This is a genomic window from Synechococcus sp. UW69, from assembly GCF_900474185.1.
Classification (GTDB): Bacteria; Cyanobacteriota; Cyanobacteriia; order PCC-6307; family Cyanobiaceae; genus Parasynechococcus.
Genome location: NZ_UCNW01000009.1, coordinates 439,458 through 463,209 on the forward strand (window position 1 = coordinate 439,458; position 23,752 = coordinate 463,209).

Here is a 23,752-nt window from a genome sequence, read left to right on the forward strand (position 1 = left end):
TACCGCTCACGCCGTGCGTCAAAATCGCTCCAACTTTTCCTACTAACACCATGGTCGCTGCGCCCGCGTCACTCGACACGCTCTGCATCAACAGCATTCGGATGCTGGCTGTCGACGCCATCAACAAGTCCAACAGCGGCCACCCCGGCCTGCCGATGGGCTGCGCACCCATGGGTTATGCCCTCTGGGACAAGTTTCTCAAGCACAACCCCAAGAACCCCAAGTGGTTCAACCGCGACCGCTTCGTGCTGTCTGCTGGCCACGGCTGCATGCTGCTCTACGCCCTGCTGCACCTCACCGGCTACGACTCGGTGACCATCGACGACATCAAGCAGTTCCGTCAGTGGGGCTCCAAAACCCCGGGTCACCCCGAAACCTTTGAAACCCCCGGCGTTGAAGTGACCACCGGCCCTCTGGGCGCCGGCATCTCCAACGCAGTGGGTCTGGCCATCGCTGAATCCCACCTGGCAGCCAAGTTCAACAAGGCTGACGCCACCGTGGTGGATCACTACACCTACGTGGTGATGGGTGACGGCTGTAACCAAGAAGGTGTCTCTTCCGAAGCTGCATCCCTGGCGGGCCACCTCAAGCTGGGCAAGCTGATCGCCCTCTACGACGACAACAGCATCACCATCGATGGCCGCACCGATGTGTCCTTCACCGAGGACGTGCTGAAGCGCTACGAGGCCTATGGCTGGCACGTACAGCACGTGGCCGAGGGCAACACCGATGTGGATGCCATTGCCAAAGCGATCGAAGCCGCCAAGGCAGTGACCGACAAGCCGTCGATCATCAAGGTGACCACCATCATTGGCTACGGCTCCCCCAACAAGGCCGACACCGCCGGCGTGCATGGTGCTGCTCTGGGTGAAGAGGAAGCAGCCCTGACCCGTCAGCAGCTGGGTTGGGACTACGCCCCCTTCGAAATCCCCCAGGACGCCTACGACCAGTTCCGCCAGGCCATTGACCGTGGCGCCAGCCTCGAGGCCGAGTGGAACCAGACCCTGGCCACTTACCGCACCAAGTACCCCACGGAAGCCGCCGAGTTCGAGCGGATGCTGCGCGGAGAGCTACCCGAGGGTTGGGACAAGGACCTCCCCACTTACACCCCCGAAGATGGTGGATTGGCCACCCGGAAGCACTCCCAAATCTGCCTGGGTGCTCTGGGACCCAACCTGCCCGAGCTCATTGGCGGCTCCGCTGACCTCACCCACTCCAATTACACGGACATCAAGGGTGAAACCGGCTCCTACCAGGCCAGCAGCCCTGAGAAGCGCTACCTGCACTTCGGTGTGCGCGAGCACGCCATGGCCGCCATCCTCAACGGCATCGCTTATCACAACAGCGGTTTGATTCCCTACGGCGGCACCTTCCTGGTGTTCGCCGACTACATGCGCGGCTCCATGCGCCTATCTGCCCTGAGCATGCTGGGTGTGATCTACGTGCTCACCCACGACTCCATCGGCGTCGGCGAAGACGGCCCCACCCACCAGCCGATCGAAACCATCCCATCGCTCCGCGCGATGCCAGGGATGTTGGTGTTCCGCCCTGGCGACGGCAACGAAACCAGTGGTGCCTACAAGGTGGCGATCCAAAACCGCAATCGCCCCAGCTCCCTCTGCCTCAGCCGTCAGGGCATGGCCAACCAGGCCAATTCCTCCATCGACAAGGTGGCACTTGGTGGCTATGTGCTCGAAGACTGCGCGGGCACTCCCGATCTGATTTTGATCGGTACCGGTACCGAGCTCGACCTCTGCGTTCAGGCAGCCAAGCAACTCACCGGTGAAGGCAAGAAGGTGCGCGTGGTGTCCATGCCCTGCGTCGAACTGTTCGACGAGCAGACCGATTCCTACAAGGAAGAGGTGCTCCCCAACGCCGTGCGCAAGCGCATCGTGGTTGAGGCCGCTGAATCCTTTGGCTGGCACCGTTTCATCGGCCTGGATGGCGACAGCGTGACCATGAATCGTTTCGGTGCTTCCGCCCCCGGCGGCACCTGCCTCAAGGAATTCGGTTTCACCGTGGAGAACGTGGTCGCTAAATCAAAATCTCTGCTTGGGTAGGTCACAGGCTTAATTTGTTCGTCTTAATTTTCTCCTCGTCCAATGGGCGAGGAGATTTTTTTTGTATAAGATCTAAAAAATAGCTCGTACGTTGTAATGGCTTTTAGTGAGAAGAAGAGTGCAATTTTTGCTTGGAACACCCGTGGTGTTAATGGTGATTTTACTAATCAGTTTTTCCGCGGGAAGCCTGCTCATGCCTCAACACGGCTGCAAATTTTGCCTGCTATTGATGCCGCTAGGCAGCTTGGTTGCTCGCCACGCGTGATTTCGTTAGCAGGTGATTCAGGATTCTTGAATCATGTTGGTCAGCCTGCTATTTGTGTGTTTTCCAAGATGACTGCAAATCGTGCTGAAGATCAAGATCGTGTAATCGCCAATTCTCTTGCTCTCTCTGCGCGAATGAAGGCACGAGGAGTACCTGTGGTGCTTTTGTACTGTGACCACCATGCAATGTCTTCGTCTCCGGTGGGTTTTCTTTATCAAGACCTGCTGCGGCTTGCCGATTTGGTCGTGTGTCCGTCTTCCAAAATGGCTGAACTCGCGGGTTCTATTTGTCCTGATGGCTCTTCTGTCAGTGTTGTTGAGGATGTTTGCGTAACTAAGCGACAGCCATTTCTAGATCTTGATCAAGAGAGCCGATGTCATTTGCTTTGGTTTGGAAGCGATACTAATGCATTTTTTTTGACTAATATATTGCCCAGTCTCCTTCTTCATTGTGAAGGTCATTCCGGTTTCGAATTGACCGTTATGGGGCGTGAATCTACTCTCGCAAAAGTGAGATCCGTATCCAGCAAGTTGAAATCAAAGCAGCCTTGGGAATTTCGATTTATCTTATGGGATCCGTCCCGGCAACCAGCTCAATTGGAGAATGAATTGGCCAGGGCTCATTTTGTTCTCATTCCTTCAGATCCTGAGAGTATTTGGAAGTTGGGTGTTAGCCACAATCGCTTGGTTGACGGTGTTCAGGGAGGTTGCGTAGTGATAGCTAGTCCGATGCCCAGCTATATTGAGCTTTCAAAGATTTCGTTGGTTGGCGATGATTTTCCTTTTATGATTAATACTGCAATTGCTCAGTACTCGCGATTATCTAGGAAATATGATTCCCTTAGAAATGAATTTCTATCTAGATTTATGCCTGCAAGTGTTCAAGCTCGTTGGCGTGAAGTTCTTTCGGTTTAATGGCCTCGAGTTTAATAATTGTTAGCCATTATCCTGCAGCCCCTGGCACTTTTCGCTCACTATGTCGATTATTGGGCCAATTGGCAGCTGTCGAATCTGATGTAGTTGTTGTATGCAATGGATCACTTTCTGCGAAAAAATTCTCTTTTTTGAAGTGCGAGGCGCTTTGCAGTGAAGTTTTGGTAAGGCCTAATGAAGGTATGAATATAGGGGCTTGGAGGTACGGCCTTCAGGCATGTCCTGGTTTTCAATATTATCACTTTTTTCAAGATGAGTCTATTCTTATTTCAAAAAATTTTTTGGGTGTTTATGAGACTTTTTTGGCTAGAAAAGATGTTGGTTTGGTCGGTGATTCGCTTAATTTGAAGTGGAATAAATCTTGGAATGATATGGCAAGATCTTCGCTTAATTTTAAAATCCTTGTAGAACCTGGAAACTATTTAGATCGATCTGCCGCAGATTCTTTGATATCAGAAAATTCAGTTGATCGCGTTACATACTATAGGCAAAAGCTGAAGCAATGGCGTTGCCCTGAGGGGAGCATCGCTACCCACATGCGTGCATTGAATTGGTCTTTGAGTTCAGAGGTGTTAAGTTCTATTGATTTTCCGGTTGGGTTTTCTAAGCATGAATGCATTGCTTCGGAAATCTACGTTTCCCGCTTACTGGTTTCTCGAGGGTTGAAGGTTGTTCAGTCCTCGAGTCAGCCATTTTGTTATGTCGGGCATAGTGAATGGATGAATCCTCACGACCCTCAGAGAAAAATCGCTCTTAAATGAGTTTCATTCTGCCTTGTCGAGTTTGAGAGGGGTCAGCTCCGCGGCCCCCGCTTTCGTTTCAAGTACTTTTTCCAAGCCCTCAAGATCTTCATCGGTGATCTTGGTCTGCATCGGGCAGTGCTTCGGTCCACACATGGAGCAAAACTCAGCCTGCTTGTAGATATCAGCCGGCAGGGTCTCATCATGATACTCCTTGGCACGCTCAGGATCAAGCGATAGCTCGAACTGCTTGTTCCAATCAAAGGCGTAACGGGCCCGGCTCAGCTCATCATCACGATCCCGAGCGCCCGGGCGGTGACGGGCGATGTCTGCCGCATGGGCAGCGATCTTGTAGGCAATCAAGCCTTCCCGTACATCCTCAGCATTGGGGAGACCGAGGTGTTCCTTCGGAGTCACATAACAGAGCATCGCTGTGCCATGCCAACCGGCCATGGCCGCACCGATTGCTGAGGTGATGTGGTCATACCCAGGAGCGATGTCGGTCACCAGGGGGCCGAGCACATAGAAGGGCGCTTCGCTGCACTCCTCCATCTGCTTTTTCACGTTGAACTCGATCTGGTCGAGGGGCACGTGACCAGGACCTTCCACCATCACCTGGACGTCGTGCTTCCAAGCCCGACGGGTCAGTTCGCCCAAGGTGTGCAGTTCGGCCAGTTGAGCGGCGTCCGACGCATCGTGCTGGCAACCAGGGCGCAAAGAATCACCCAGCGAGAATGTGCAGTCGTAGCGCTTGAAAATCTCGCAGATGTCGTCGAACCGTGTGTAAAGAGGGTTCTGGCGATGGTGATAGAGCATCCATTGGGCCAGGATGCCGCCACCACGGCTGACGATGCCGGTAATGCGTCCCTTCACCTTGGGCAGGTGCTCGATCAACAGACCGGCGTGGATGGTCTGGTAATCAACTCCCTGCTGGCAGTGCTTCTCAATGATGTGGAGGAAGTCATCCTCATCGAGCTTCTCGATTGAGCCATGCACGCTTTCCAGCGCCTGATACACCGGCACCGTGCCGATGGGCACCGGAGACGCGTTGATGATCGCGGTGCGCACCTCATCAAGATTCACTCCGCCAGTGGAGAGATCCATCACCGTGTCGGCGCCGTACTTCACCGCCAACTTGAGCTTGTTCACCTCCTCGGCAGCGTCCGACGCATTGGGTGAAGCGCCGATATTGGCGTTCACCTTGCATTTGCTGGCGATGCCGATCGCCATCGGCTCCAGGTTGGCGTGATTGACGTTTGCCGGGATGATCATTCGCCCCCGAGCCACTTCCTCCATCACCAGCGACTCGGGCAGGTTCTCCCGTTTGGCCACATAGGCCATTTCTTCAGTCACTAGCCCCTGACGGGCGTAGTGCATCTGAGAGACGTTGGCCTGGCCCTTGCGGGACTCAACCCAGGAAGCGCGCATGATCTGAGGTGCGACGGATTGCCCAGGGGTCGACTTTTTAGCCGTAGATCACTTTCAAACACTTCCCTGCGCCGGCATAACCCGGGATCAGGTTCGGAGGGTGTGATCTCAGTCTGAGCGCGTTTTGAACTCAGACACCCCTAGTGATGTCTAAAAGCTAGCAACGTTCCTGAAAGCAAGGTTCAGCTTGATTGCAGGCCGTTTAGAACTGCTGCCACGACACGGTGATCACCGTCCTGCTGCAGAGATTGCAACAAGCTTCTGGCCTGCAGGGCAATGGGATCGTTGCCCCCTTCCCGGACGATCCGACTCAGGATTTCAGCTCCACTGACCCGCACAATGCCATCGGCATCGGCAACGGCGAGAGTCGCCAATTCAAGCAACCAACCCAGATCAATGCCGGGCTGCTCCGCCAAGGCGGACAAAATGCTGCAGCGCACCAACCAGGCGTTGTCCGCCTCGAAAGCCGAGAGCAACAGAGGCCAGGCCCGCTCGACCCCATAACTGGCCAGAGAGTTAGCTGCTTCGGCCCGGACGTTGGGGTCCTCATCCGCAGTGATCAACTCACTGAGCACGGCCCAGCCCTGCTCAGTGCGCTTGTAGCCCAGGCCGCTGCAACTCAACGAGCGCACCAAAAAGGGTTTTTGCTGTGTGCCCAGCACCAGCAACGGCACCGCCTCCGTATCCGAGCAATGGCGAAGCTGGGTGATCGCTGGCATCGCCTTCACAGGGTCTCCGCTAGCGATGGCCAGGCGCACAGTGTCGAGATCAGGCTTCTGGGGTTCGGTCTCACTCATGGGTTGCTGCCGGGGGTGCGCGCCCGCTGAAGATCGGCCAACAGCCTGGCGCGGCGACGCTGCCGACCGAGAGCGCTGCTGATCATCAGGCCCGAACCAACCAGCACCGCCGGAAGCACCTGCACTTGATCTTTCCCCTGACGCTGATGTGAGGCCAGCAGGGCCAGAAGGATCAGCAGTGGTGCCCCAAGGGAAACCCAAATCACAGCGCGGCGTTGATTCATGACGAAGCGTTCTCCGCGATCCAAGCCAGCAAGGTGGCAGTGAGCACGGCAATACCAACACCGAGGGCATCCTCCTCCAGGGCGAAGGCCCCGTTATGCAACGGTGCACACCCTTCAGGCCCAGCAACCCCAAGCCGCACCATCATTCCCGGCACATCCCGAAGCAACTCAGCAAAGTCTTCCGCCCCCAAGGAGGGTTGCTCCACCGGCAGCACCTTGTCGCGGCCCAAACAATCCACCGCACAGCGCTCGAGGAGATCCGTGAGCTGCGGATCGTTGTGCACCGGCGGCGCAATGCAGCGGTAGTTCACCACAGCCATGCCGCCTCCGCTAGCGCAAATCCCCTGCACCGTCTCTTCGATCCAAGCCGGCAACTGGGCGTGCTGCTGCAGATCCAGGCAGCGCACCGTGCCCAGCAAGCGCACTTGATCAGCAATCACGTTGAAGGCGCGACCGCCGTCCACCTTGCCGAAACTGATGACCACCGGCTGCAGAGCATCCAAGCGGCGAGCGATCGTCTGTTGCAACTCCGTGATCACGCGGGCGGCAAGCCAAACAGCATCCACCGACTGATGGGGGCGGGCACCATGCCCCCCTTCCCCCTGCACCAGGATCTCCAGCTCGCCGGCCGCCGCGGTGAGACAGCCCCGTCTGATCCCGACCGTGCCCACCGGCAGATTCGGCACCACATGGAGCCCATACAAGGCAGCAAGGCCCTCTACAGCCCCCGCATCCCGCATCCACACCGCCCCCTGGGCCAACTCTTCAGCGGGTTGAAACAGCAGCCGCACCCGGCCGCCCAACCTCTGCTCCTGGGCCAACAACCGCGCTACCCCCAGGCCTGTGCAGGTGTGCAGGTCGTGGCCACAGGCATGCATCAGCCCCTGGCGGGTGGAGGCATAGGGAAGACCGGTGCGTTCCTCCACCGGAAGTGCATCCATATCGACTCGCAGCCCCACCGTGGGCCCTTGCTCCGGCCCCAGTTCGGCCACCACCCCCGTGCGACCGACCCCCTCGCGAACGCGCCAGCCCAACTGGCGCAACTCCCCCGCCACCAGGGCAGCCGTCTGGTGTTCCTGACCGCTGAGTTCAGGGTGAGCATGCAGATGCCGGCGCAGCTCCAGCAACTCAGGCAGCTCACGGCTGAGTCGATCGGAAAGAGCCGACGCCTCAGTCATCTCAGGCTGGCTCATCTCAGGCTGGCTCATCTCAGGAGGCCTCCAAGGCCAGGAATGCCATCAGATCCGCCGTCGGTTGAGGTGGCCAACGCCGTACCTGCTTCAGCCAGTCGGCCTGGCGGTAGCGCTGGTCCAAACCCGCTGCCGCAGCCCAGTGGCTTTCGGCTTCACCGCTTGATCCCTCACGCCAGAGCAGGCCACTGAGGGCTGCCCGGGCATCGGCAAACAAGGGATAGCGACGAATCAGTTTGCGCAATTCCGCCTCCGCCCAAGCGAGATCTCCCGACTGCCAAGCCGCCAGGGCCTCGCTGGAACGGGCCATTGCAAAACCAGGACGGGCAAGGGCAGCCTGGCCGTAGAGCGAACGGGCCTGAGGCCAATCCCCCTGCGAGCCACGCACATTGGCCAGGTTGTAAAGGGCTGAGGCATCGTCTGGATACCGCTCCAGGATCCAGAGATAGTCGTCTGCCGCTGCGGACCACTCCTGAAGCGCCTCCTCCGCCGTGCCCCGGTTGAGGCGTGGGTCGCTTTCCTCCGGCGCCAAAACGATCGAGGCGCTCTGGTCTTCGATGGCCCCTGAAGCATCCCCAAGGGCAAGACGAACATTGCCGCGGTTGCTCAGTGCGGCTGCATCCTCTGGGGCCTGCTCCAGGAAGCGGTCCCAGAGGGGCAACGCCTCAGCAAAATCCCCCTGACGGCTCGCCGTCAGCGCCTGCTCATAGAGCCCCTGAAGATCCAGGGCCTGCACCGGCAGCGCCAGCACCAGGCTCAGCAACAGCACCAGAAGCCGGTTCATGCCGCCTCCGCCAGATGGCTGCGGGCCGCATCCGTGACCATCCGGCCGCGGGGGGTGCGCATCAACAGCCCCTGCTGCAACAAAAACGGTTCCACCACGGTTTCCAAGGTGACGGGGTCATCTCCGAGGGCCGCCGCCAGGGTCTCCAGGCCCACAGGGCCACCTCCATGGTGGTCAATCAGCAGCTGCAATAGCCGACGGTCACTGGCATCAAGGCCGCGATGGTCGACCCGGTGGAGGCTGAGGGCCTCTCCCACCAGAGCCTGATCAATGGTGCCATCGCTACCGCTCATGCCACCGCCGCGGACGCTGGCCACATCCCGCACCCGGCGCAGCAAACGATTAGCGATCCGCGGAGTGCCGCGACAAGAGGCCGCAATGCTGCTGCAGGCCTCCGGCGTCAGGGTCAACCCAATCAGCCCGGCGGTGCGGGACACAATCGCCTCCAAATCCGACTGGCCGTAGAACTCCAACCGCTGAATCAGGCCGAAGCGGTCCCGCAGCGGCGAGCTCAGCGATCCGGCGCGGGTGGTGGCCCCCACCAGGGTGAACGGCGGCAGGTCAAGGGAGCGGGTGCGCGCCGTGCTGCCCTTGCCCACGGTGAGATCCAAGCGACGGTCTTCCATCGCCGGATACAGCAACTCCTCCGCCACCCGGCTGAGGCGGTGAATCTCGTCAATAAACAGCAGATCGCGGGGCTGCAAGTTGACCAACAGGCCAACGATGTCGCGCGGGCGTTCCAGGGCCGGCGCACTGGTGACCTTGCACTGCACCCCCATCTCCTCGGCCAACACCATGGCCATGGTGGTTTTGCCCAAACCCGGCGGGCCGTAGAGCAGCACATGGTCGAGGGCATCGCCGCGGCCGAGTGCCGCTTGCACCGCAATTCCCAGCACCTGCTTCAGCTCGCTCTGACCGATGTAATCGGCCAAGCGCTGGGGCCGAAGCTTGTCTTCTGGCCGACTTACCGCCTCTTCAGGGGCCGGCTGGGGGTCCACCAGCGCTTCGGGACGGCGTGCTGGCTTGCGACCGGAACTGGAGGAGACAATCGCCATGCGGGCAGGGTACCCAGACCTGGATAGGGTCGGAAGACGCAGCCAGAGCCATGGCCAAGGGAGGAGCGAAAAAAGCAGCAGCAGCAGCAGCACGGGCCGCTGCCAATCGGATGCTGGCCGACAACCGTCAGGCCCGACATCAATACGAGATCCTCGAGACCCTGGAAACCGGCATCGAGCTCGTGGGCACCGAAGTGAAGTCAATCAGGAACGGCAAGGCCAACCTGCGCGATGGCTTCTGCCTGATCCGCAGTGGGGAACTGCAATTGCACAACGTGCACATCTCACCCCACACCCATGCCAGCAACTACTTCAACCACGACCCGCTGCGCACCCGCAAACTGCTGGCCCATCGCCGCGAGATCGACAAGCTGCGCGGTTTGGTTGATCAGAAAGGTCTCACGCTGATTCCCCTCAACCTTCACCTCAAGGGGTCCTGGATCAAGCTCACCATCGGGCTGGTCAAAGGTCGCAAGTTGCACGACAAGCGGGCCGCCGAAAAGGAGAAGCAATCCAAGAAAGAAGTGAAGGCGGCGATAGCTCGCTACTGATCGTTCGAATCCAGCTCCGGTGGCCTCACCAATTCCCCCGTGGCCGAATCGGGCAGCGGATCCAGGTCCACTGCCGGCAGGGGAGGACGAGGACGGTCTGCTCTACAGGACAAGGTGAACAGACCGGAGGAGACCCCCTCGTTGGTGATCAGCACCTGCAGGGGTGAACCCGCCTCAGCGGCAATCCTGGCCACCCGCAGCGGGCCGCGCTCCTCCACCACCTGCCCATTCGCACCGAAAACCACCATCTGCATCAGCGGAGTGCCGTTGATGCCAAGGGCCAGGGCATCACCGTCCGGAACCTGCACCAGCACGAGGCGAGCGCCGCCGGCAGGAATGCGCAAAGACGTGTTGGTGGGTTCCAGGCGACGCGCCTTAAGTCGCACGATTTCGACGTCATCAAGACTCTCCATCGCCGCTGCGATCCAAAGCTGACGGAAGGGTTCCGCTGGTTTGCGGCCCTGCATCGTCCCCGGCAGCAGATCCTGAGCCGCGGCACTCACCAGATGCTCCACCACCCTTGGATGAACACCCTGTTGCTGCAGCGCCAGACGCGGCTGCTCCCAGTCCCCATCCCGCAGACGCCCCAACCGGGCCCGGATCGCCGGCGGCAGCTGCTCGATCCGGGCCAACCATCCCTCCGCCAGCTCGGTCCAGACCTGTCGCAGCGGCGCATCGTCTAGCGATTCCGAACGGAGGCGGCCGCCGCGCTCAGGGAAACGGCTGGTCAGGCTGGCATCCACCAACTTGAGGAACCAATCGCGATCCACCTGAAGGGCCCGCAACCGGCTGAACAGCTGCTGCCGCTGATCCAGCTCCGCCGGCGGCAGGCTGAGAGCAGGCTGCTGAATCGCCCGATCTCGGCCTGTGCGGGGGCCCTTTTCTATCGGGGAAGTGCGTGGGAGCAGCAACCAGCCGATAGCGGAACCCACCAGGGCCGACAGGGCCAGAGCAAGAACCACGGGCCAGAGACGACCCTCCGCTCCCTGCTCGCGGGCCATAGCCCGGCTGGTTCGCGGCGACACGGTGGCCTCCGGGAGGCTGGGATCAGTCACTGATGGGGGCAACACAACCGAATCCAAAGCCTTGAGGACATCGGATGCTTCGCTGAAACGGCGCTCCGGTGCTTCAGAGAGAAGGCGCTCCAACACCTGGCGAAATCCCGGCTCAAGCGGAAGACCCTCCGGCCAGGACCCGTCCTCGCCATTGGTGGCCATCAGGGCTGATGACTCCTTGCCGCTGAGCAACTCCAGAGCGGTGACCCCCAGGTCATGCAGATCCCTACAGGCAGCCTCCTTCGAGGTGGCGTCCTGCCGCTGCATCCGACCACCATCCAGCAGTACAGGCAGGCCATCACTGCCGCGACGCAACAGATGGCGGGGATTCACATCACCGTGAACAAGCCCGCAGCCATGGAACATCTCCAGCAAAGGCAGGATCTGGCGCAGCAGCAACAGCACATCGCCGGCACCGAAACGCGTTTGCCGTCGCAGCACGTCGTAAGCGACGCCGTCCTGCCAGTCGCGTACGAGCCAAATCGCCTCATCCAACGCGAACAGCTCTCCGCAGCGGGGCAACTGGGGATGCGTTAGCGACTGCAACTGGGGCCAGATCCCCTGCAGTCGCTGCTGGGCTGCCGTGGTCTCCAGTTGGCGGATAGCCACTGGCACATCACCAGCCATCACATCCACCGCACGCCAAAGGGATCCCTGCACCGGATCGGGCCCGCTCAGCCGCTCCTCTAGGCGGTAACGCTCCACCAGCACAGTGCCGGAACCGCTCAAGTAAATCAGCCAATTCAATGGGCTGATGGTACCGATGGTCTGCAGCAGCCCCTAGGGTCCGCAGAAGATTGGCCGGACCCGTGCTGCTGGACACTCTGCTGGCGGTGCGGCGCCGCAGCGAAGCACTGATCGCACCCCTGGAACCGGAAGACCTGATGATCCAAGGGATGGCGGATGCCAGCCCACCCAAATGGCATTTGGGCCACACCACATGGTTCTTCGACACCTTTGTGCTTCAGCCCCACGCACCTGGGCACAAGGCCTGCGACGCGCTCTGGAGCTATCAATTCAACTCCTATTACGAGGCCGTTGGAGACCGCCATCCTCGACCACAACGAGGCTTGCTCAGCCGCCCGGCCATCGGCGCGGTGCTGGCCTGGCGCCAACGGGTGGATGCCGGGCTGGAAGATCTGCTGCAGAAGCCACCCGAAGACTTAATAGCCCTGGTGGAGCTTGGGCTGCACCACGAACAGCAGCACCAGGAACTGCTGCTGATGGACCTATTGGATGGCTTCCACCGCCAGCCTCTGGAACCCACCTACAACCCAGACGCCGAGCTGACCCTGCAGATGGAGCCAGACCAATGGCTCCCCTGTCCTGGCGGCCTGGTGGAGATCGGCCACCAGGGCGACGGCTTTCACTTCGACAACGAGACACCGCGGCACCGGGTGTGGCTGGAGCCGTTTGAGCTGAGCAGCACCCTGGTGAGCAACGGCGCTTACGCAGCCTTCATCGCTGACGGGGGCTATCAGCGCGCCGAACTGTGGATGAGTGAAGGATGGGCCTTGATCCAACAGCACCAGTGGCGGGCTCCGCGCTACTGGGGCGGAGACAACGACGAGTTCACCCTGGCGGGCCGCCGCCGCCGCGACCCCCAGGCACCCGTGCGGCATCTGAGCTGGTTCGAAGCGGATGCCTATGCCCGCTGGAGCGGTACCCGTCTCCCTACAGAAGCGGAATGGGAGCACGCTTATGGCGTACACGGCAGCGCCATGGAGCAGGCCCACCGGGTGCTTTGGCAGTGGACCTCCAGTGCCTACAGCCCTTATCCCGGCTTCCTCCCGGTAGAGGGGGCCATCGGCGAATACAACGGCAAATTCATGAGTTCACAGATGGTGCTGCGGGGCAGCAGCTGGCTCACCCCGCCAGGCCACGAGCGGGACACCTACCGCAATTTCTTCCAGCCGGCGAGCCGCTGGATGGCCGCGGGCATCCGTTTAGCCCGATGAACATCACCCTGCTCAACCTTCACCCACCCCCGGCGGATCTGGCGCGCCTGGTCGACGATGGTCTGCGGCGCAGCCCCCGCCAGTTACCAGCCTGGATGCTTTACGACGCCGAGGGATCACGGCTGTTCGCCGAGATCTGCCGGCAGCCGGAATACACCCTCACCCAACGGGAAATCACCCTGTTGGAGGTCCATGCGCCCGCTATCGCCGCCGCAACGGGAGCCGGGCTGGTGGTGGAGTGCGGCATCGGCAACGCTCGCAAAGTAGATCCGCTGCTCACGGCCCTCGGCAGCAGCGTCTTCGCCGCCTTGGACATCAGCCTCAGCGCCCTGGAGGAGGCCCTTTCCGGTCTCGCCGCCCGGCACCCGAAGACCGCCATGGTTGGCATCTGCTGTGATCACACCCGCCTTCAACAGCTACCGCCGCACCCCGCCCTAGAGAAACAACGGCGCATCGGCTTCTTCCCTGGCAGCTCCCTGGGCAACTTCACCCCGGAGGACGCCGTGCACTTCCTCCGCAATGCCCGGCAGCTGCTGGCTGGAGGCCCGCTGCTGCTGGGGTTGGATCAACCGCGAGAGCCAGCACTGATGGAAGCGGCCTACGACGATGCAGCCGGCGTGTCCGCCAGCTTCGCCCGCAATCTGCTGCAGCGACTCAATCGCGACCTCCAGGGCGATGCCGATCCCGCGCAGTTCCGCTACCAGGCCAGCTGGCAACCGCAGCAGCAGCGGATCGAAATGGCCCTGATCAGTAGGCGGGATCAGACCGTGCACCTGGCCGGCAACGCCTGGTTCTTCCGCAACGGCGAGGCCTGGATCACAGAACACAGCGTCAAGTATTCGCCGGGGGCCGCAGCCGCCCTTGTGGCACGAGCTGGCTGGCGGATTGAGCGCCGCTGGGAGGATCCACACCAGCAGATCGCTCTGCATCTGCTTTTGCCGGCAGACTGAGCTCAAGAGCTCACGGCGGCATGAAAAAAGACGAACGGCGTCAGGCGATCAAGCAGCAGCGCGAGCGGCTGATCAAGGAGCTGGAGGCGGTGTACTTGGCGGCCTTTGATCGCCTGGGGGAATTGGAAGGTGAAGTGGGCGAGGTCAAAGCGGCTCAACTCACCATGATGATTCTCAACTCCAAAACAGCCGCAATCGAGCCCCTGGAAAAAGAGATCGAAAAACCGGTGATCACCACCCCCGGCGAAGCATGAGCAGCTGGCTGGAGCAGTTGGAGCGGGAGCTGGACGCAAGACTCTCCGCCTTTCTTCGCAACAACCCCGTCCAAGACAACCTGTTCAGCGAACAGCACCTGAGGGATCGAGCCGGAGCCCTTCAACGGCAACGTCAGCAACTGCAAAGCGAAGCGAAGCAGCAACGCCAGCAGCTGCTCCGGCTTGCCGACGACGTGCGGGGTTGGCGCAGCCGGGTTGACCGCGCCAGGGCAGCTGGAGCAGACGATCTAGCCAAGCGGGCCGAACAGCACCTCAGCAGCCTGATGAACCAGGGACGAGCCCTCTGGGCCGACCTGGAAGACCTGGGACGCCGCTTCAATGAGGTTGAACGGCAGCTGGATGAGCTTGTCCAGCAACGGCAAACGCCCAGCCCCTCAACATTGGAGAAGGACTGGGCGTTGTTTGAAGCGGAGCAGGAATTGGAACAGCTGCGCCGCGACGCTGGACTGACTTAACTCAGGCCTTGGGGGCGGGAGGCTCAAGGCTGACACCCTCGGGCGGAGGTGTGGGGTCGGGATCGGCGATCAACATGTGCTGCAGCACGATCTCCGGGCGCTCACTGTCGCGCCAGCGGATGCGATAGGCGGGCATCTTGGTGCCGCGGCTGGTGGTCTGCTCGACCGGCTCCATCACCCATCCCCTGCGGGAACGGCCCTGGGGATTCCGCTTGACCACTGCATCAGCGTGCTTGAAGCGAAACCCGACGCGTTCTCCACTCATGAGGATTGGACTATGCCACTCCCTTCATTATTCCACTGAGGGTGTGTCCTGCTTGCGAACCTCCGGTTTCAAAAGTGGGAACGCGATCACATCGCGGATCGATGGACTGTCTGTAAGGAGCATCACCAGTCGGTCAATACCGATGCCCAAACCTCCCGTGGGGGGCATGCCCACCTCCAGGGCCGTAACGAAATCCTCGTCCAGGCCCTGGGCTTCAAGGTCGCCAGCCGCCTTGCGCTCCTGCTGGGCCTCCAGTCGCTGACGTTGATCCACAGGATCCGTGAGTTCACTAAAGGCATTGGCGTGCTCGCGCCCGACGATGAACAACTCGAAGCGTTCCACCAGTCCGGGCTTGCTGCGATGTGGCCGGGCCAGGGGCGAAATCTCCACTGGGTAATCGGTCACGAAGGTCGGCTGAATCAGGGTCGTCTCCACCGCTTGCTCGAAGGCCTCGTTGAGCAGACGGCCCACCGAATCGGCCAGTTCAGGCGCATGCAAGCCCTGAGCAGTCATCGCCGCGGCCGCCTCCTCCCGACTGCTGAAACTCGTGAAATCAAGCCCCGTCGCCTCCTGCACGAGGTCGTGCATCGTGGCTCTGCGCCACGGAGGCGCGAGATCGATCTCGGTGCCCTGATACGTGATGGTGGTTGTCCCGCAGACCTCCTGACACACCGCGCTGACCATCTGCTCGGTGAGCTCCATCATCCCGATGTAATCGCTGTAGGCCTGATAGACCTCCACCGAGGTGAACTCGGGGTTGTGGCGGGTGCTGACCCCCTCATTGCGGAAGATCCGACCCAGCTCGTACACCCGCTCAAAGCCGCCCACCACCAAGCGCTTCAGGTGCAACTCCGTCGCAATCCTCAGGGTGAGGGGGAGGTCGAGGGCGTTGTGATGGGTCTCGAACGGCCGTGCGTCGGCACCACCGGGCTCGCTCTGCAAGACGGGGGTCTCGATCTCAAGAAAATCCCGCTGATCGAGCCAACGACGGATGCCACTCACCAGACGGGCCCTGCGCCGGAAGGTCTCACGGCTGTCAGGGGAGACGACCAGGTCGAGGTAGCGCTGGCGATAGCGCTTTTCCACATCGGCCAGACCATGCCACTTATCCGGCAGCGGTTGCAGCGCCTTCGTGAGCATGCGCCAGTCGCTCACCTTCACCGACAGTTCTCCGCGGTCGGTACGACGGAGGGTGCCAGTCACCCCCAGCCAGTCACCACTGTCCACCAGAGAGGTGATCTGTTTGAACCAACCCTCCTGCTGTGCCTCAAGACCCGCCTTCTCCAAAAACAACTGGATGGATCCCGTCTCATCGGCAAGGGTGAAAAAGGCCAGTTTTCCCATTACCCGGCGCGTCATCACCCGTCCTGCCACGGAAACACTGACGTCCCGTTCTTCGCCCTTAGGCAGATCGGCATGGGTCTCCTGCAGCTCAGCCATGCGGTGGCTGGGGTTGAAGGTCAGGGCATAGGGCCCTTGCCCCAGCTCCTTTAATGCCCTCGCCTTTTCCAGACGGGTATCGCGCAGCTCAGACACAACAGCAGATCAGTCGGGCGCCATCCTGCCCGGCCGCGGGTTGGTCAAACCGCTGCGGAGGCCTCGCCCATCCGCTGGGAGGAATAACCGATGCCGCGGACCGTGAGAATCAGCTCCGGATTACGGGGGTCAGGCTCAAGCTTTCCTCGCAGGCGAGCGACGTAAACATCGACCACCCGAAGGTCAGCAGCGCGACGTGGGGGATAGCCCCAAAGTTGTTCGAGGATCTCCGCCCGAGGAACCACATGGCCTGGATCACGGAACAACAACTCAAGCAGGCTGAACTCTGTGTATGTGAGGTTGATGCGCTCCGAACCACGGGTGACTTGACGTCGATTGGTGTCGACGACCAGATCGCCGAGACGGAGCACACCTTGACCTGTGGGTAATTCGCGGCTTTCAACGACAGCGTTGCCCCGGCCCACCCGGCGCAAAATTGTAGAAATACGCGCTTCTAATTCCTTTGGGCTGAAGGGTTTGGGCAAATAATCATCGGCGCCTAAATCAAGACCAGCGACCCTCTCTGAGATCGCCTCAACAGCCGAAAGGAAGATGATCGGCACACACGATTCAGCCCGAAGGCGACGACACACTGCAAAGCCATCCAGCTTGGGAAGCATCACATCGAGCACCACCAAGTCAGGAGACTCGTTGTGGAACATTTCCAGAGCCTGCTCACCGTCCTCGGCGCAGATGACGCGGTACCCAGACAACTGAAGGCGCATGACCAAAACGCGCCGAACAGCCGCCTCGTCATCGACGACGAGAATGGTCGCTTTCGGTTGTGAGGGCAGGTTGCCCGTCATCCGAATCAAACCCTTAACGAGCCGCAACCATACCTGTCAGGAGATGGAGATCGACGCAAACGCCCTGTCGCACAGGTGGTTTACTGATTCTCTTAAGAATTGAGGCCAGTCTCTGGCCAGCGTGAACGGGCGTAACTGTTCCATTCCGACGCGGCATCTGTTAGCGCCTGATCAGGGCTGACCTGGGCCAACATCGCTCGCTGCATCTGGGTGTAGATGATCTTCTGCAGGCGCTTGATGCCCGGCAACGCCGGCACTAACACACGGGCTCGATCCAGGGTGCTTGCAGATAACAGGCGGGCTTGTCGAATCTGACGTTCCAAAGCTGAAGCCGGCACCTCCTGCTCCAACTCCGCACGCACCAGGGCCAAAGCCTCAAGCGACGACGGCAACACCCGGGCCTCGGCCGCAAAGCGCGCCTGTTGATCTGCATTGGTCAGAAACAACGCCAAGTCCACGGCGTCCTGAGCACGCTGGCTCTGACGCGGGACAGCCAACGTCATCAAGGCCACATTGGCGGTGCCATCAACACCGGTCACCGGGGGATGGGGTTCCGTCACCGCCGCCACCCGTGGGGCGTTGGTCTGGATGCTGCGCAAAAACTCCGCCCCCGTGGCCGCAAGCGCCAGATCGCCGCTCTGGAACAACTCGATCGCCCGACGCTGGCCTTGACTCACCACCTCCCGCGGCAACAGCCCCTCCTTATACAGATCACTCCAGAAGCGGAAGGCCCGGCGACCCGCTGGGCTGTCAAAGGCGGCCCGGCGTTTGGAATCGAGCAGGGTCACCCCCATCTGCACAAGGGTTTCCAGGAGCTCCGCCGAGTCATCCGGAACGGTGGTGAGGAACAGGCCGTAACGGCCCGTGCGCTGCCGGATGCGACGCGCAAAAGCCGGCACCTGATCCCAGCGGGTCGGCGGTGCAGCGATCCCGGCTTGATCCAACAACGCACGGTTCACCAGACTCAACCGAACGGTCAGGTACCAAGGCACCGCGATCTGCCCGGCATCGGGATCGCGGCAGGCCTCCCATACCGCCGGCACATAACGGCCAGCAGCGTCAGCCGGCAGAAGGGGGGTCAAGTCCGCCAGCCCCCCCTTGCTGGCCAGATTGGCCGCGAACGGCGGATTGAGGTTCACCACATCCGGGGCCGTTCGTGCAAACACCGCCGCCAGCAACTTGCGTTCCACCGACCCCCACGGCAGATCGGTCCAACGCACAGGGGCGTCGGGATGAAGACGGGTCCATGCCCCGAGAACATCCGCAAAGTAGGGATTGAACTTCGGTGCCAACTGCAGGGTCCACAACTCCAAGTCCCTTGCCTGCGGCTTGCGTCGCCCACAGGCCGAGAGCCCTAGGGCCGCCGCCCCCAGCAGTAAATCCCGACGCGTCAGCCTCATGAGGGAACCCTCCTGCGCCAGAGCAGCAACTGCAACGACACCAACACTGGCGCCAGCAAACCCGTCACCAAGGCCTGACACCACAAGGTCTGCAGACCCCAGCTCTGGGTGAGGGGATCCAAGACTCCGCCCTGACGCAGCCAGAGCTGCAGGATCAACGACAGACCGAGACCCACCGAACCGAGCCAGGCCAACAACCCCAGATTCAGGCTGCGTTGAATCGGTGCCGCACGCCGCCCCAGACGTCCCCACCACCAGCCCAACAGCAGCAGAGCCGGCACCTGACTCAAACCGCCGAGGTTGAGACCATCCAGCACCAGCCCCAGAGCCACACCAGCCAACGCCCCCGATACAGGACCGTCCACGAGAGCCCAAGGCAACAGCCAAAGCACAGCCCAGGCGGGACCAACACCATCGATGGCCAACCAGGCCGGCGATGCCAAGGCCAGCAACGGCACCAGCAGAGCCGAAGCCACACAGATCGGTTGGCGGTGCAGACGACTCATCTCAACAGCTCATCTCAACGGGTCTGCACCTGCACCCAGTCGATTGCCTCCGGTGCTGCGATCAACTGAACAACCGCTGTGGGTGCGGGAACAGCCTGCTCATCCACCGACTGAATCACCCCCACAGGCACATTGGGGGGCAACAGGGTGCTGGCTGGCGAGGTAGCCACCAGATCCCCAGGCCGCACATCCGGGTCCTTGTCGATGAAGCGCAGCGACAGGCGGCTGCTGCCGCGGCCCACCAGCAGCCCATGGCGACGGCTGCGGGGCAGCCAGACACCGATCTCGTGGCCTGGCGCGGTGAGCAACTTCACCCGCGCCGTGGCAGGGGTGACGCTGGCGATGCGTCCCACCAAGCCGCCAGGCCCCAGAACAGCGTCGCCCTGGCCCAGGCCCTGGAGCGAACCTTTACCCAGCTCCAGTTGCTGCCACCATCCCCGCGGCGAACGGGAGATGACGGCGGCAGGCACCTCTCCCTCTGCCGCTCCCTGTTGCTGAAGCTCCAGCAGACCCCGCAAGCGACGGTTGTCGTCTTCTAAAAGCTGCAGGCGGGAGCGGTCCTCCAGATCCGCAGCAGCCGTGACCCATTCCCGCTGGGCAGACCCAGGCCAAAAGGGACGGCTAACCAAGGCATAGGCGTCGCTGAAACCAGCGCCCTTGCTCAGACGCACCAGCAACAAGGCCACCACCAGGAGAAACCAGGGGGTGAGTTGCCCCAATCCACGCCAGCGGCTCTTGCCGGGACGGAGCGTTGGGGCCATAGCTTCAGGCGCCTGCGGCGGAGCGGACGAATTCCGGGGTATCGACCACCCGCTGAAGGCGCTTCCAGTCCTCCAGCACCTGGCCGCAACCGTTCACCACACAGAGCAGCGGGTCTTCGGCGATGTGGACAAAGATGCCGGTCTCGTGGCTGATCAGATCGCTGATGCCCCGCACTAACGCGCCGCCTCCGGCAAGCATGATGCCGCGGTCGACGATGTCGGCCGCGAGCTCGGGAGGGGTGCGCTCCAGCGTGCGCTTCACCGCTTCAACGATCACGTTGAGAGGTTCTGCAATCGCTTCACGCAGATCACCAGCCTTGAGATTGATCGTGCGGGGCAGCCCAGAGAGCAAGTGCAGGCCCCTCACATCCATGGACTGCTGATCGAATTCATCGTCGGGGAAAGCAGAGCCGATGCGGATCTTGATGTCCTCGGCCGTGCGTTCACCCACCACCATGTTGTGCACCTTTTTGAGATAGACGCCGATCGCGTCGCTGATCTCATCGCCCGCGACGCGCACGGATTCACTCAACACTGTTCCGCCAAGGCTCAACACCGCCACCTCGGTGGTGCCGCCCCCGATGTCGACGATCATCGTGCCGACAGGCTCGGTGACCGGAAGGCCCGCGCCAATCGCCGCCGCCACTGGCTCGTCAATCAAGTGCACCTCGCGGGCACCAGCCATACCGGCTTCCCGCACGGCACGACGCTCAACGCCTGTCACTCCACTGGGAATGCCCACCACCAGACGGGGGGCCAAGATGCCGCGCCCCTCGTTGCCTTTGGTGATGAAGGTTTTGAGCATCTGCTCAGCGGCATCGAAATCCGCAATCACCCCGTCGCGCAGCGGACGGACTGCCCGGATGTTTCCGGGGGTACGGCCAAGCATCAATTTGGCTTCATCGCCCACCGCCAGGGTGGCGCCACGCTCCAGGTCTAGAGCCACCACGGAAGGCTCCTGCAGCACAATGCCGCGACCAGAGACATAGATAAGAGTGTTGGCAGTGCCGAGGTCGATGCCGATGTCACGCGACAGCTGGAAACGACGAAAGAACACAGACACCGCAGTCAAGACCGCCGGATCATAGGGGCGATCTTCACAGTTGCCTGTTACACCCGGCGGCCTTGGTGGAACTCCTTAAAAGCAGTCACCCAACCGGTGCCGCATCATGAATCCAAATTCAGGAGATTATTTGTCTATGGGCGTCAATTCCGTCACTCTCGTCGGCCGTGCCGGCCGCGATCCCGAAGTGCGCTACTTCGAATCCGGAAGCATGGTGGCCAACCTCACCATGGCGGTGAACCGTCGCAGCCGCGACGACGAACCCGACTGGTTCAACCTTGAGATCTGGGGCAAGCAGGCCCAGGTCGCCGCGGATTACGTGAAGAAGGGATCCCTACTCGGCATCATCGGCAGCTTCAAACTGGATCGCTGGACCGACCGTGCCAGCGGGGAAGAGCGCAGCAAGCCCGTGGTCCGTGTGGATCGGCTGGAACTGCTGGGCTCCAAACGCGACAACCAGGAAGCAAGCGGCAGCTTTGCTGGCCAGGCCTCCGATGAGGACATTCCCTTCTGAGCCTTCTGAGGAAGGGCCCAGCGCCGGTGCTCAGTCAGGCGACTGACGCCGGCGCCAGATGCGCAGTCCCAACCAGATCGAGCCCGCCAAAACAGCCACCACCAGCAGCACCTTCACCGCCTTTGAGACCGGGTCAATCCACAGCTCGACGTTGCTGTAGCCCTCTCCCAACACCATTCCGGCCACGGTGAGCAGAGCCGTCCAGATCAAGCTGCCGGCCGTGGTCCAGAGCAGGAACGGCGCCATCGGCATCATTTCAATGCCCGCTGGCACCGAGATCAGTGTGCGAATCCCCGGCACAAGACGTCCCCAGAACACCAGGGCTGTGCCGTAACGGCTGAACCAGCGGCGGCTGCGGGCCAGCTCATCAGCACTAATACCAATCCAACGTCCGTGGCGCTGCAACCAAGCTTCGATGCGTTCCTCGTTGATCAAGCGTCCGATCCCATACCAGGGCAGGGCACCGAGAACCGTGCCCAACAAACCAGCCAGCACCACCGGCACCAGATCCAGCTGACCCTGCTGCACATAAAAGCCCCCGAGGGGCATGATCAGTTCGGACGGAATCGGCGGGAAAAGATTCTCGAGAAACATCGCCGTGAAAATCGCGATGTAACCCAGCCACTGGTTCGCCTCCACCGCCTGGCCGATCAACTCCGGCAGTTGTGTGATCAGATCAGAAAGCCCCATGGAGACTGCGCTCGATAGCGCAAGTCTTCCATGGGGCCAAGACGATCAGCGTGATGGTGATCAGTAGCGGTAGTGGTCGGGCTTGTAAGGACCTTCCACCGGCACGTTGATGTAGTCGGCCTGATCCTTGCTGAGCTCGGTGAGCTTGGCGCCGATGCGGCCGAGGTGAAGACGGGCCACCATCTCATCGAGGTGCTTGGGCAGCACATACACCTCTTTGCCGTACTCGTTGCCCTTGGTGAACAGTTCGATCTGAGCCAGCACCTGGTTGGTGAACGAGTTGCTCATCACGAAGCTGGGGTGACCAGTGGCGCAACCCAGGTTCACCAAGCGTCCTTCTGCCAAGAGGATGATCTTGTTACCGCTGGGCAAGGTGATGTGGTCGACCTGCGGCTTGATGTTCTCCCACTCATACGCTTTGAGGGAAGCGACATCGATCTCATTGTCGAAGTGGCCGATGTTGCAGACGATGGCCTCGTCCTTCATCTTCACCAGGTGCTCGTTGCGGATCACTTGGTAGTTGCCGGTGGCGGTGACGAAGATATCCATCTCCTCGACAACGTCTTCCAGACGGACAACGCGGTAGCCCTCCATGGCGGCCTGCAGGGCACAGATCGGATCCACTTCCGCAATGCAGACGGTGGCACCAAGGCCACGCAAGGACTGGGCCGAACCCTTGCCCACATCTCCGTAGCCAACCACCAGGGCCTGCTTGCCCGCCACCATCACGTCGGTGGCACGCTTGATGCTGTCCACCAGTGACTCGCGGCAGCCGTAGAGGTTGTCGAACTTGCTCTTGGTGACCGAGTCGTTGACGTTGATTGCGGGGAAAGGAAGTTCACCGCTTTTCTGCATCTTGTAGAGACGCGCCACGCCTGTGGTGGTCTCCTCGGTCACACCCTGGATTTGGGCCTTGGTGCGGGAATAGAAGCTGGAATCCTGCGCCAGCTTCTTTTTGATGGAGGCGAACAGGAAGGTCTCCTCTTCGTTGCCGGGATTGTCCAGAACAGTGATGTCCTGCTCTGCCTTGCTGCCCAACATCACCAGACCGGTGGCATCGCCGCCGTCGTCCAAGATCATGTTGGGAGAACCGCCGTCACCCCACTCGAGGATGCGGTGGGTGTAGTCCCAGTACTCCTCAAGGGTCTCGCCCTTAACGGCGAAGACAGGAATTCCGCTAGCAGCAATGGCCGCAGCAGCGTGATCCTGAGTGGAGAAAATATTGCAGGAGGCCCAGCGAACCTCAGCCCCGAGCTCCACCAGGGTTTCGATCAGAACGGCGGTCTGAATCGTCATGTGCAGGGAGCCGGCGATGCGGGCACCCTTGAGAGGCTTCTCGCTGCCGTACTTCTTCCGCAACGCCATCAGACCAGGCATCTCGGTCTCGGCGATGTCGAGTTCTTTGCGGCCAAAATTGGCCTGATTGATGTCGGCGATGACGCAATCGACGCCGAGCTTCAGCTCAGCCGGGGACGTGGGCGCTGCCACCATG

The 23,752-nt window shown here is 61.1% G+C and carries 25 protein-coding genes and 1 riboswitch; of the genes, 9 read left to right on the plus strand and 16 right to left on the minus strand.

Annotation, left to right across the window (positions count from 1 at the left end):
- The first annotated feature begins 50 nt into the window (after positions 1-50).
- The 3 genes from tkt (at position 51) to DXY29_RS09835 (ending at position 4,018) form a co-directional block, all read left to right on the plus strand.
- Positions 51-2,060 (plus strand): transketolase, encoded by a 2,010-nt coding sequence (tkt, locus tag DXY29_RS09830; RefSeq protein WP_115024828.1) that lies wholly within the window; start codon positions 51-53, stop codon positions 2,058-2,060.
- Positions 2,061-2,156: 96 nt separating this feature from the next.
- Positions 2,157-3,239 (plus strand): glycosyltransferase family 4 protein, encoded by a 1,083-nt coding sequence (locus tag DXY29_RS13075; protein ID WP_136987749.1) that lies wholly within the window; start codon positions 2,157-2,159, stop codon positions 3,237-3,239.
- An 80-nt stretch (positions 3,240-3,319) separates the two neighbouring features.
- Positions 3,320-4,018, plus strand: a complete 699-nt coding sequence (locus DXY29_RS09835) for a rhamnan synthesis F family protein (RefSeq protein ID WP_170952182.1) — start codon at positions 3,320-3,322, stop codon at positions 4,016-4,018.
- Between the two features lie 3 nt (positions 4,019-4,021).
- Here the strand turns inward: DXY29_RS09835 and thiC are convergent, their stop codons facing one another.
- From thiC to ruvB, 6 genes are all read right to left on the minus strand, one after another.
- On the minus strand, positions 4,022-5,425 hold the full coding sequence (gene thiC, locus DXY29_RS09840) for a phosphomethylpyrimidine synthase ThiC (protein WP_115024830.1): 1,404 nt from the start codon (positions 5,423-5,425) through the stop codon (positions 4,022-4,024).
- Positions 5,426-5,471: 46 nt separating this feature from the next.
- Positions 5,472-5,577, minus strand: a riboswitch (TPP riboswitch).
- A 30-nt stretch (positions 5,578-5,607) separates the two neighbouring features.
- Positions 5,608-6,222: a HEAT repeat domain-containing protein gene (locus DXY29_RS09845; protein WP_115024831.1), complete on the minus strand. Its 615-nt coding sequence runs from the start codon at positions 6,220-6,222 to the stop codon at positions 5,608-5,610.
- Positions 6,219-6,446 (minus strand): DUF3188 domain-containing protein, encoded by a 228-nt coding sequence (locus DXY29_RS09850; RefSeq protein WP_115024832.1) that lies wholly within the window; start codon positions 6,444-6,446, stop codon positions 6,219-6,221. The genes DXY29_RS09845 and DXY29_RS09850 overlap by 4 nt, the downstream gene beginning before the upstream one ends.
- Positions 6,443-7,624: an amidohydrolase gene (locus tag DXY29_RS09855; protein ID WP_115025042.1), complete on the minus strand. Its 1,182-nt coding sequence runs from the start codon at positions 7,622-7,624 to the stop codon at positions 6,443-6,445. The genes DXY29_RS09850 and DXY29_RS09855 overlap by 4 nt, the downstream gene beginning before the upstream one ends.
- A gap of 31 nt (positions 7,625-7,655) precedes the next feature.
- A complete protein-coding gene (locus DXY29_RS09860; RefSeq protein ID WP_115024833.1) occupies positions 7,656-8,420 on the minus strand; it encodes a tetratricopeptide repeat protein in 765 nt (254 codons plus the stop codon).
- Positions 8,417-9,475, minus strand: a complete 1,059-nt coding sequence (ruvB, locus tag DXY29_RS09865; RefSeq protein ID WP_115024834.1) for a Holliday junction branch migration DNA helicase RuvB — start codon at positions 9,473-9,475, stop codon at positions 8,417-8,419. The genes DXY29_RS09860 and ruvB overlap by 4 nt, the downstream gene beginning before the upstream one ends.
- Positions 9,476-9,525: 50 nt before the next feature.
- On the opposite strand from ruvB, the gene smpB reads away from it, so the two are divergent.
- Entirely contained in the window at positions 9,526-10,026 is a 501-nt protein-coding gene (gene smpB, locus DXY29_RS09870; protein WP_115024835.1) for an SsrA-binding protein SmpB, read from the plus strand.
- On the opposite strand, the gene DXY29_RS09875 is transcribed toward smpB, so the two are convergent.
- Positions 10,020-11,810, minus strand: coding sequence for a serine/threonine protein kinase (locus DXY29_RS09875; protein WP_115025043.1), 1,791 nt, complete (start codon positions 11,808-11,810; stop codon positions 10,020-10,022). The genes smpB and DXY29_RS09875 overlap by 7 nt on opposite strands.
- Positions 11,811-11,890: 80 nt before the next feature.
- On the opposite strand from DXY29_RS09875, the gene egtB reads away from it, so the two are divergent.
- From egtB to DXY29_RS09895, 4 genes are read left to right on the plus strand one after another with little or no spacing between them, the layout of a single operon-like run.
- On the plus strand, positions 11,891-13,039 hold the full coding sequence (gene egtB, locus DXY29_RS09880; protein WP_115025044.1) for an ergothioneine biosynthesis protein EgtB: 1,149 nt from the start codon (positions 11,891-11,893) through the stop codon (positions 13,037-13,039).
- On the plus strand, positions 13,036-13,989 hold the full coding sequence (gene egtD / locus DXY29_RS09885) for an L-histidine N(alpha)-methyltransferase (RefSeq protein WP_115024836.1): 954 nt from the start codon (positions 13,036-13,038) through the stop codon (positions 13,987-13,989). The genes egtB and egtD overlap by 4 nt, the downstream gene beginning before the upstream one ends.
- Positions 13,990-14,009: 20 nt before the next feature.
- Complete coding sequence (locus DXY29_RS09890) at positions 14,010-14,243, plus strand: hercynine metabolism small protein (protein ID WP_115024837.1); 234 nt, start codon at positions 14,010-14,012, stop codon at positions 14,241-14,243.
- Positions 14,240-14,719, plus strand: coding sequence for a hercynine metabolism protein (locus DXY29_RS09895; RefSeq protein WP_115024838.1), 480 nt, complete (start codon positions 14,240-14,242; stop codon positions 14,717-14,719). The genes DXY29_RS09890 and DXY29_RS09895 overlap by 4 nt, the downstream gene beginning before the upstream one ends.
- 1 nt (position 14,720) lies before the next feature.
- Here the strand turns inward: DXY29_RS09895 and DXY29_RS09900 are convergent, their stop codons facing one another.
- From DXY29_RS09900 to DXY29_RS09930, 7 genes are all read right to left on the minus strand, one after another.
- Complete coding sequence (locus tag DXY29_RS09900; protein ID WP_006851112.1) at positions 14,721-14,984, minus strand: hypothetical protein; 264 nt, start codon at positions 14,982-14,984, stop codon at positions 14,721-14,723.
- A gap of 27 nt (positions 14,985-15,011) precedes the next feature.
- Positions 15,012-16,520, minus strand: a complete 1,509-nt coding sequence (gene lysS / locus DXY29_RS09905) for a lysine--tRNA ligase (RefSeq protein WP_115024839.1) — start codon at positions 16,518-16,520, stop codon at positions 15,012-15,014.
- 44 nt (positions 16,521-16,564) lie between these two features.
- Positions 16,565-17,326, minus strand: coding sequence for a response regulator transcription factor RpaB (gene rpaB, locus DXY29_RS09910; RefSeq protein WP_115024840.1), 762 nt, complete (start codon positions 17,324-17,326; stop codon positions 16,565-16,567).
- A 92-nt stretch (positions 17,327-17,418) separates the two neighbouring features.
- A complete protein-coding gene (locus DXY29_RS09915) occupies positions 17,419-18,726 on the minus strand; it encodes a sugar ABC transporter substrate-binding protein (RefSeq protein WP_115024841.1) in 1,308 nt (435 codons plus the stop codon).
- Positions 18,723-19,232, minus strand: a complete 510-nt coding sequence (locus tag DXY29_RS09920) for a rod shape-determining protein MreD (protein WP_115024842.1) — start codon at positions 19,230-19,232, stop codon at positions 18,723-18,725. Before DXY29_RS09920 ends, DXY29_RS09915 begins: the two co-directional genes overlap by 4 nt.
- Before the next feature lie 14 nt (positions 19,233-19,246).
- Positions 19,247-19,993, minus strand: a complete 747-nt coding sequence (gene mreC / locus DXY29_RS09925) for a rod shape-determining protein MreC (RefSeq protein WP_115024843.1) — start codon at positions 19,991-19,993, stop codon at positions 19,247-19,249.
- Between the two features lie 4 nt (positions 19,994-19,997).
- Positions 19,998-21,050: a rod shape-determining protein gene (locus DXY29_RS09930; protein WP_115024844.1), complete on the minus strand. Its 1,053-nt coding sequence runs from the start codon at positions 21,048-21,050 to the stop codon at positions 19,998-20,000.
- Between the two features lie 142 nt (positions 21,051-21,192).
- Between DXY29_RS09930 and DXY29_RS09935 the strand changes: the two genes are divergently transcribed.
- Entirely contained in the window at positions 21,193-21,570 is a 378-nt protein-coding gene (locus tag DXY29_RS09935) for a single-stranded DNA-binding protein (protein ID WP_115024845.1), read from the plus strand.
- Positions 21,571-21,600: 30 nt separating this feature from the next.
- Here the strand turns inward: DXY29_RS09935 and DXY29_RS09940 are convergent, their stop codons facing one another.
- Both DXY29_RS09940 and ahcY read right to left on the minus strand, forming a co-directional pair.
- Complete coding sequence (locus DXY29_RS09940; protein WP_115024846.1) at positions 21,601-22,260, minus strand: DedA family protein; 660 nt, start codon at positions 22,258-22,260, stop codon at positions 21,601-21,603.
- A 60-nt stretch (positions 22,261-22,320) separates the two neighbouring features.
- Positions 22,321-23,751 carry an adenosylhomocysteinase gene (gene ahcY / locus DXY29_RS09945; RefSeq protein WP_115024847.1) on the minus strand — a complete coding sequence of 477 codons (1,431 nt, stop codon included), beginning with the start codon at positions 23,749-23,751 and terminating at the stop codon, positions 22,321-22,323.
- Position 23,752 lies beyond the last annotated feature (1 nt).

Excerpts from the sequence above, each read along its gene's own strand:
- DXY29_RS09895 (WP_115024838.1), top strand. The coding sequence starts at position 14,240 with ATGAGCAGCTGGCTGGAGCAGTTGGAGCGGGAGCTGGACGCAAGACTC.
- DXY29_RS09920 (WP_115024842.1), bottom strand. The coding sequence starts at position 19,232 with ATGAGTCGTCTGCACCGCCAACCGATCTGTGTGGCTTCGGCTCTGCTG.
- DXY29_RS09890 (WP_115024837.1), top strand. The coding sequence starts at position 14,010 with ATGAAAAAAGACGAACGGCGTCAGGCGATCAAGCAGCAGCGCGAGCGG.
- tkt (WP_115024828.1), top strand. The coding sequence starts at position 51 with ATGGTCGCTGCGCCCGCGTCACTCGACACGCTCTGCATCAACAGCATT.
- mreC (WP_115024843.1), bottom strand. The coding sequence starts at position 19,993 with ATGGCCCCAACGCTCCGTCCCGGCAAGAGCCGCTGGCGTGGATTGGGG.
- DXY29_RS09850 (WP_115024832.1), bottom strand. The coding sequence starts at position 6,446 with ATGAATCAACGCCGCGCTGTGATTTGGGTTTCCCTTGGGGCACCACTG.
- DXY29_RS09855 (WP_115025042.1), bottom strand. The coding sequence starts at position 7,624 with ATGACTGAGGCGTCGGCTCTTTCCGATCGACTCAGCCGTGAGCTGCCT.
- ahcY (WP_115024847.1), bottom strand. The coding sequence starts at position 23,751 with ATGGTGGCAGCGCCCACGTCCCCGGCTGAGCTGAAGCTCGGCGTCGAT.
- DXY29_RS13075 (WP_136987749.1), top strand. The coding sequence starts at position 2,157 with ATGGCTTTTAGTGAGAAGAAGAGTGCAATTTTTGCTTGGAACACCCGT.
- rpaB (WP_115024840.1), bottom strand. The coding sequence starts at position 17,326 with ATGACGGGCAACCTGCCCTCACAACCGAAAGCGACCATTCTCGTCGTC.
- egtD (WP_115024836.1), top strand. The coding sequence starts at position 13,036 with ATGAACATCACCCTGCTCAACCTTCACCCACCCCCGGCGGATCTGGCG.
- smpB (WP_115024835.1), top strand. The coding sequence starts at position 9,526 with ATGGCCAAGGGAGGAGCGAAAAAAGCAGCAGCAGCAGCAGCACGGGCC.
- ruvB (WP_115024834.1), bottom strand. The coding sequence starts at position 9,475 with ATGGCGATTGTCTCCTCCAGTTCCGGTCGCAAGCCAGCACGCCGTCCC.
- DXY29_RS09845 (WP_115024831.1), bottom strand. The coding sequence starts at position 6,222 with ATGAGTGAGACCGAACCCCAGAAGCCTGATCTCGACACTGTGCGCCTG.
- DXY29_RS09935 (WP_115024845.1), top strand. The coding sequence starts at position 21,193 with ATGGGCGTCAATTCCGTCACTCTCGTCGGCCGTGCCGGCCGCGATCCC.
- DXY29_RS09900 (WP_006851112.1), bottom strand. The coding sequence starts at position 14,984 with ATGAGTGGAGAACGCGTCGGGTTTCGCTTCAAGCACGCTGATGCAGTG.
- thiC (WP_115024830.1), bottom strand. The coding sequence starts at position 5,425 with ATGCGCGCTTCCTGGGTTGAGTCCCGCAAGGGCCAGGCCAACGTCTCT.
- DXY29_RS09940 (WP_115024846.1), bottom strand. The coding sequence starts at position 22,260 with ATGGGGCTTTCTGATCTGATCACACAACTGCCGGAGTTGATCGGCCAG.
- DXY29_RS09860 (WP_115024833.1), bottom strand. The coding sequence starts at position 8,420 with ATGAACCGGCTTCTGGTGCTGTTGCTGAGCCTGGTGCTGGCGCTGCCG.
- DXY29_RS09915 (WP_115024841.1), bottom strand. The coding sequence starts at position 18,726 with ATGAGGCTGACGCGTCGGGATTTACTGCTGGGGGCGGCGGCCCTAGGG.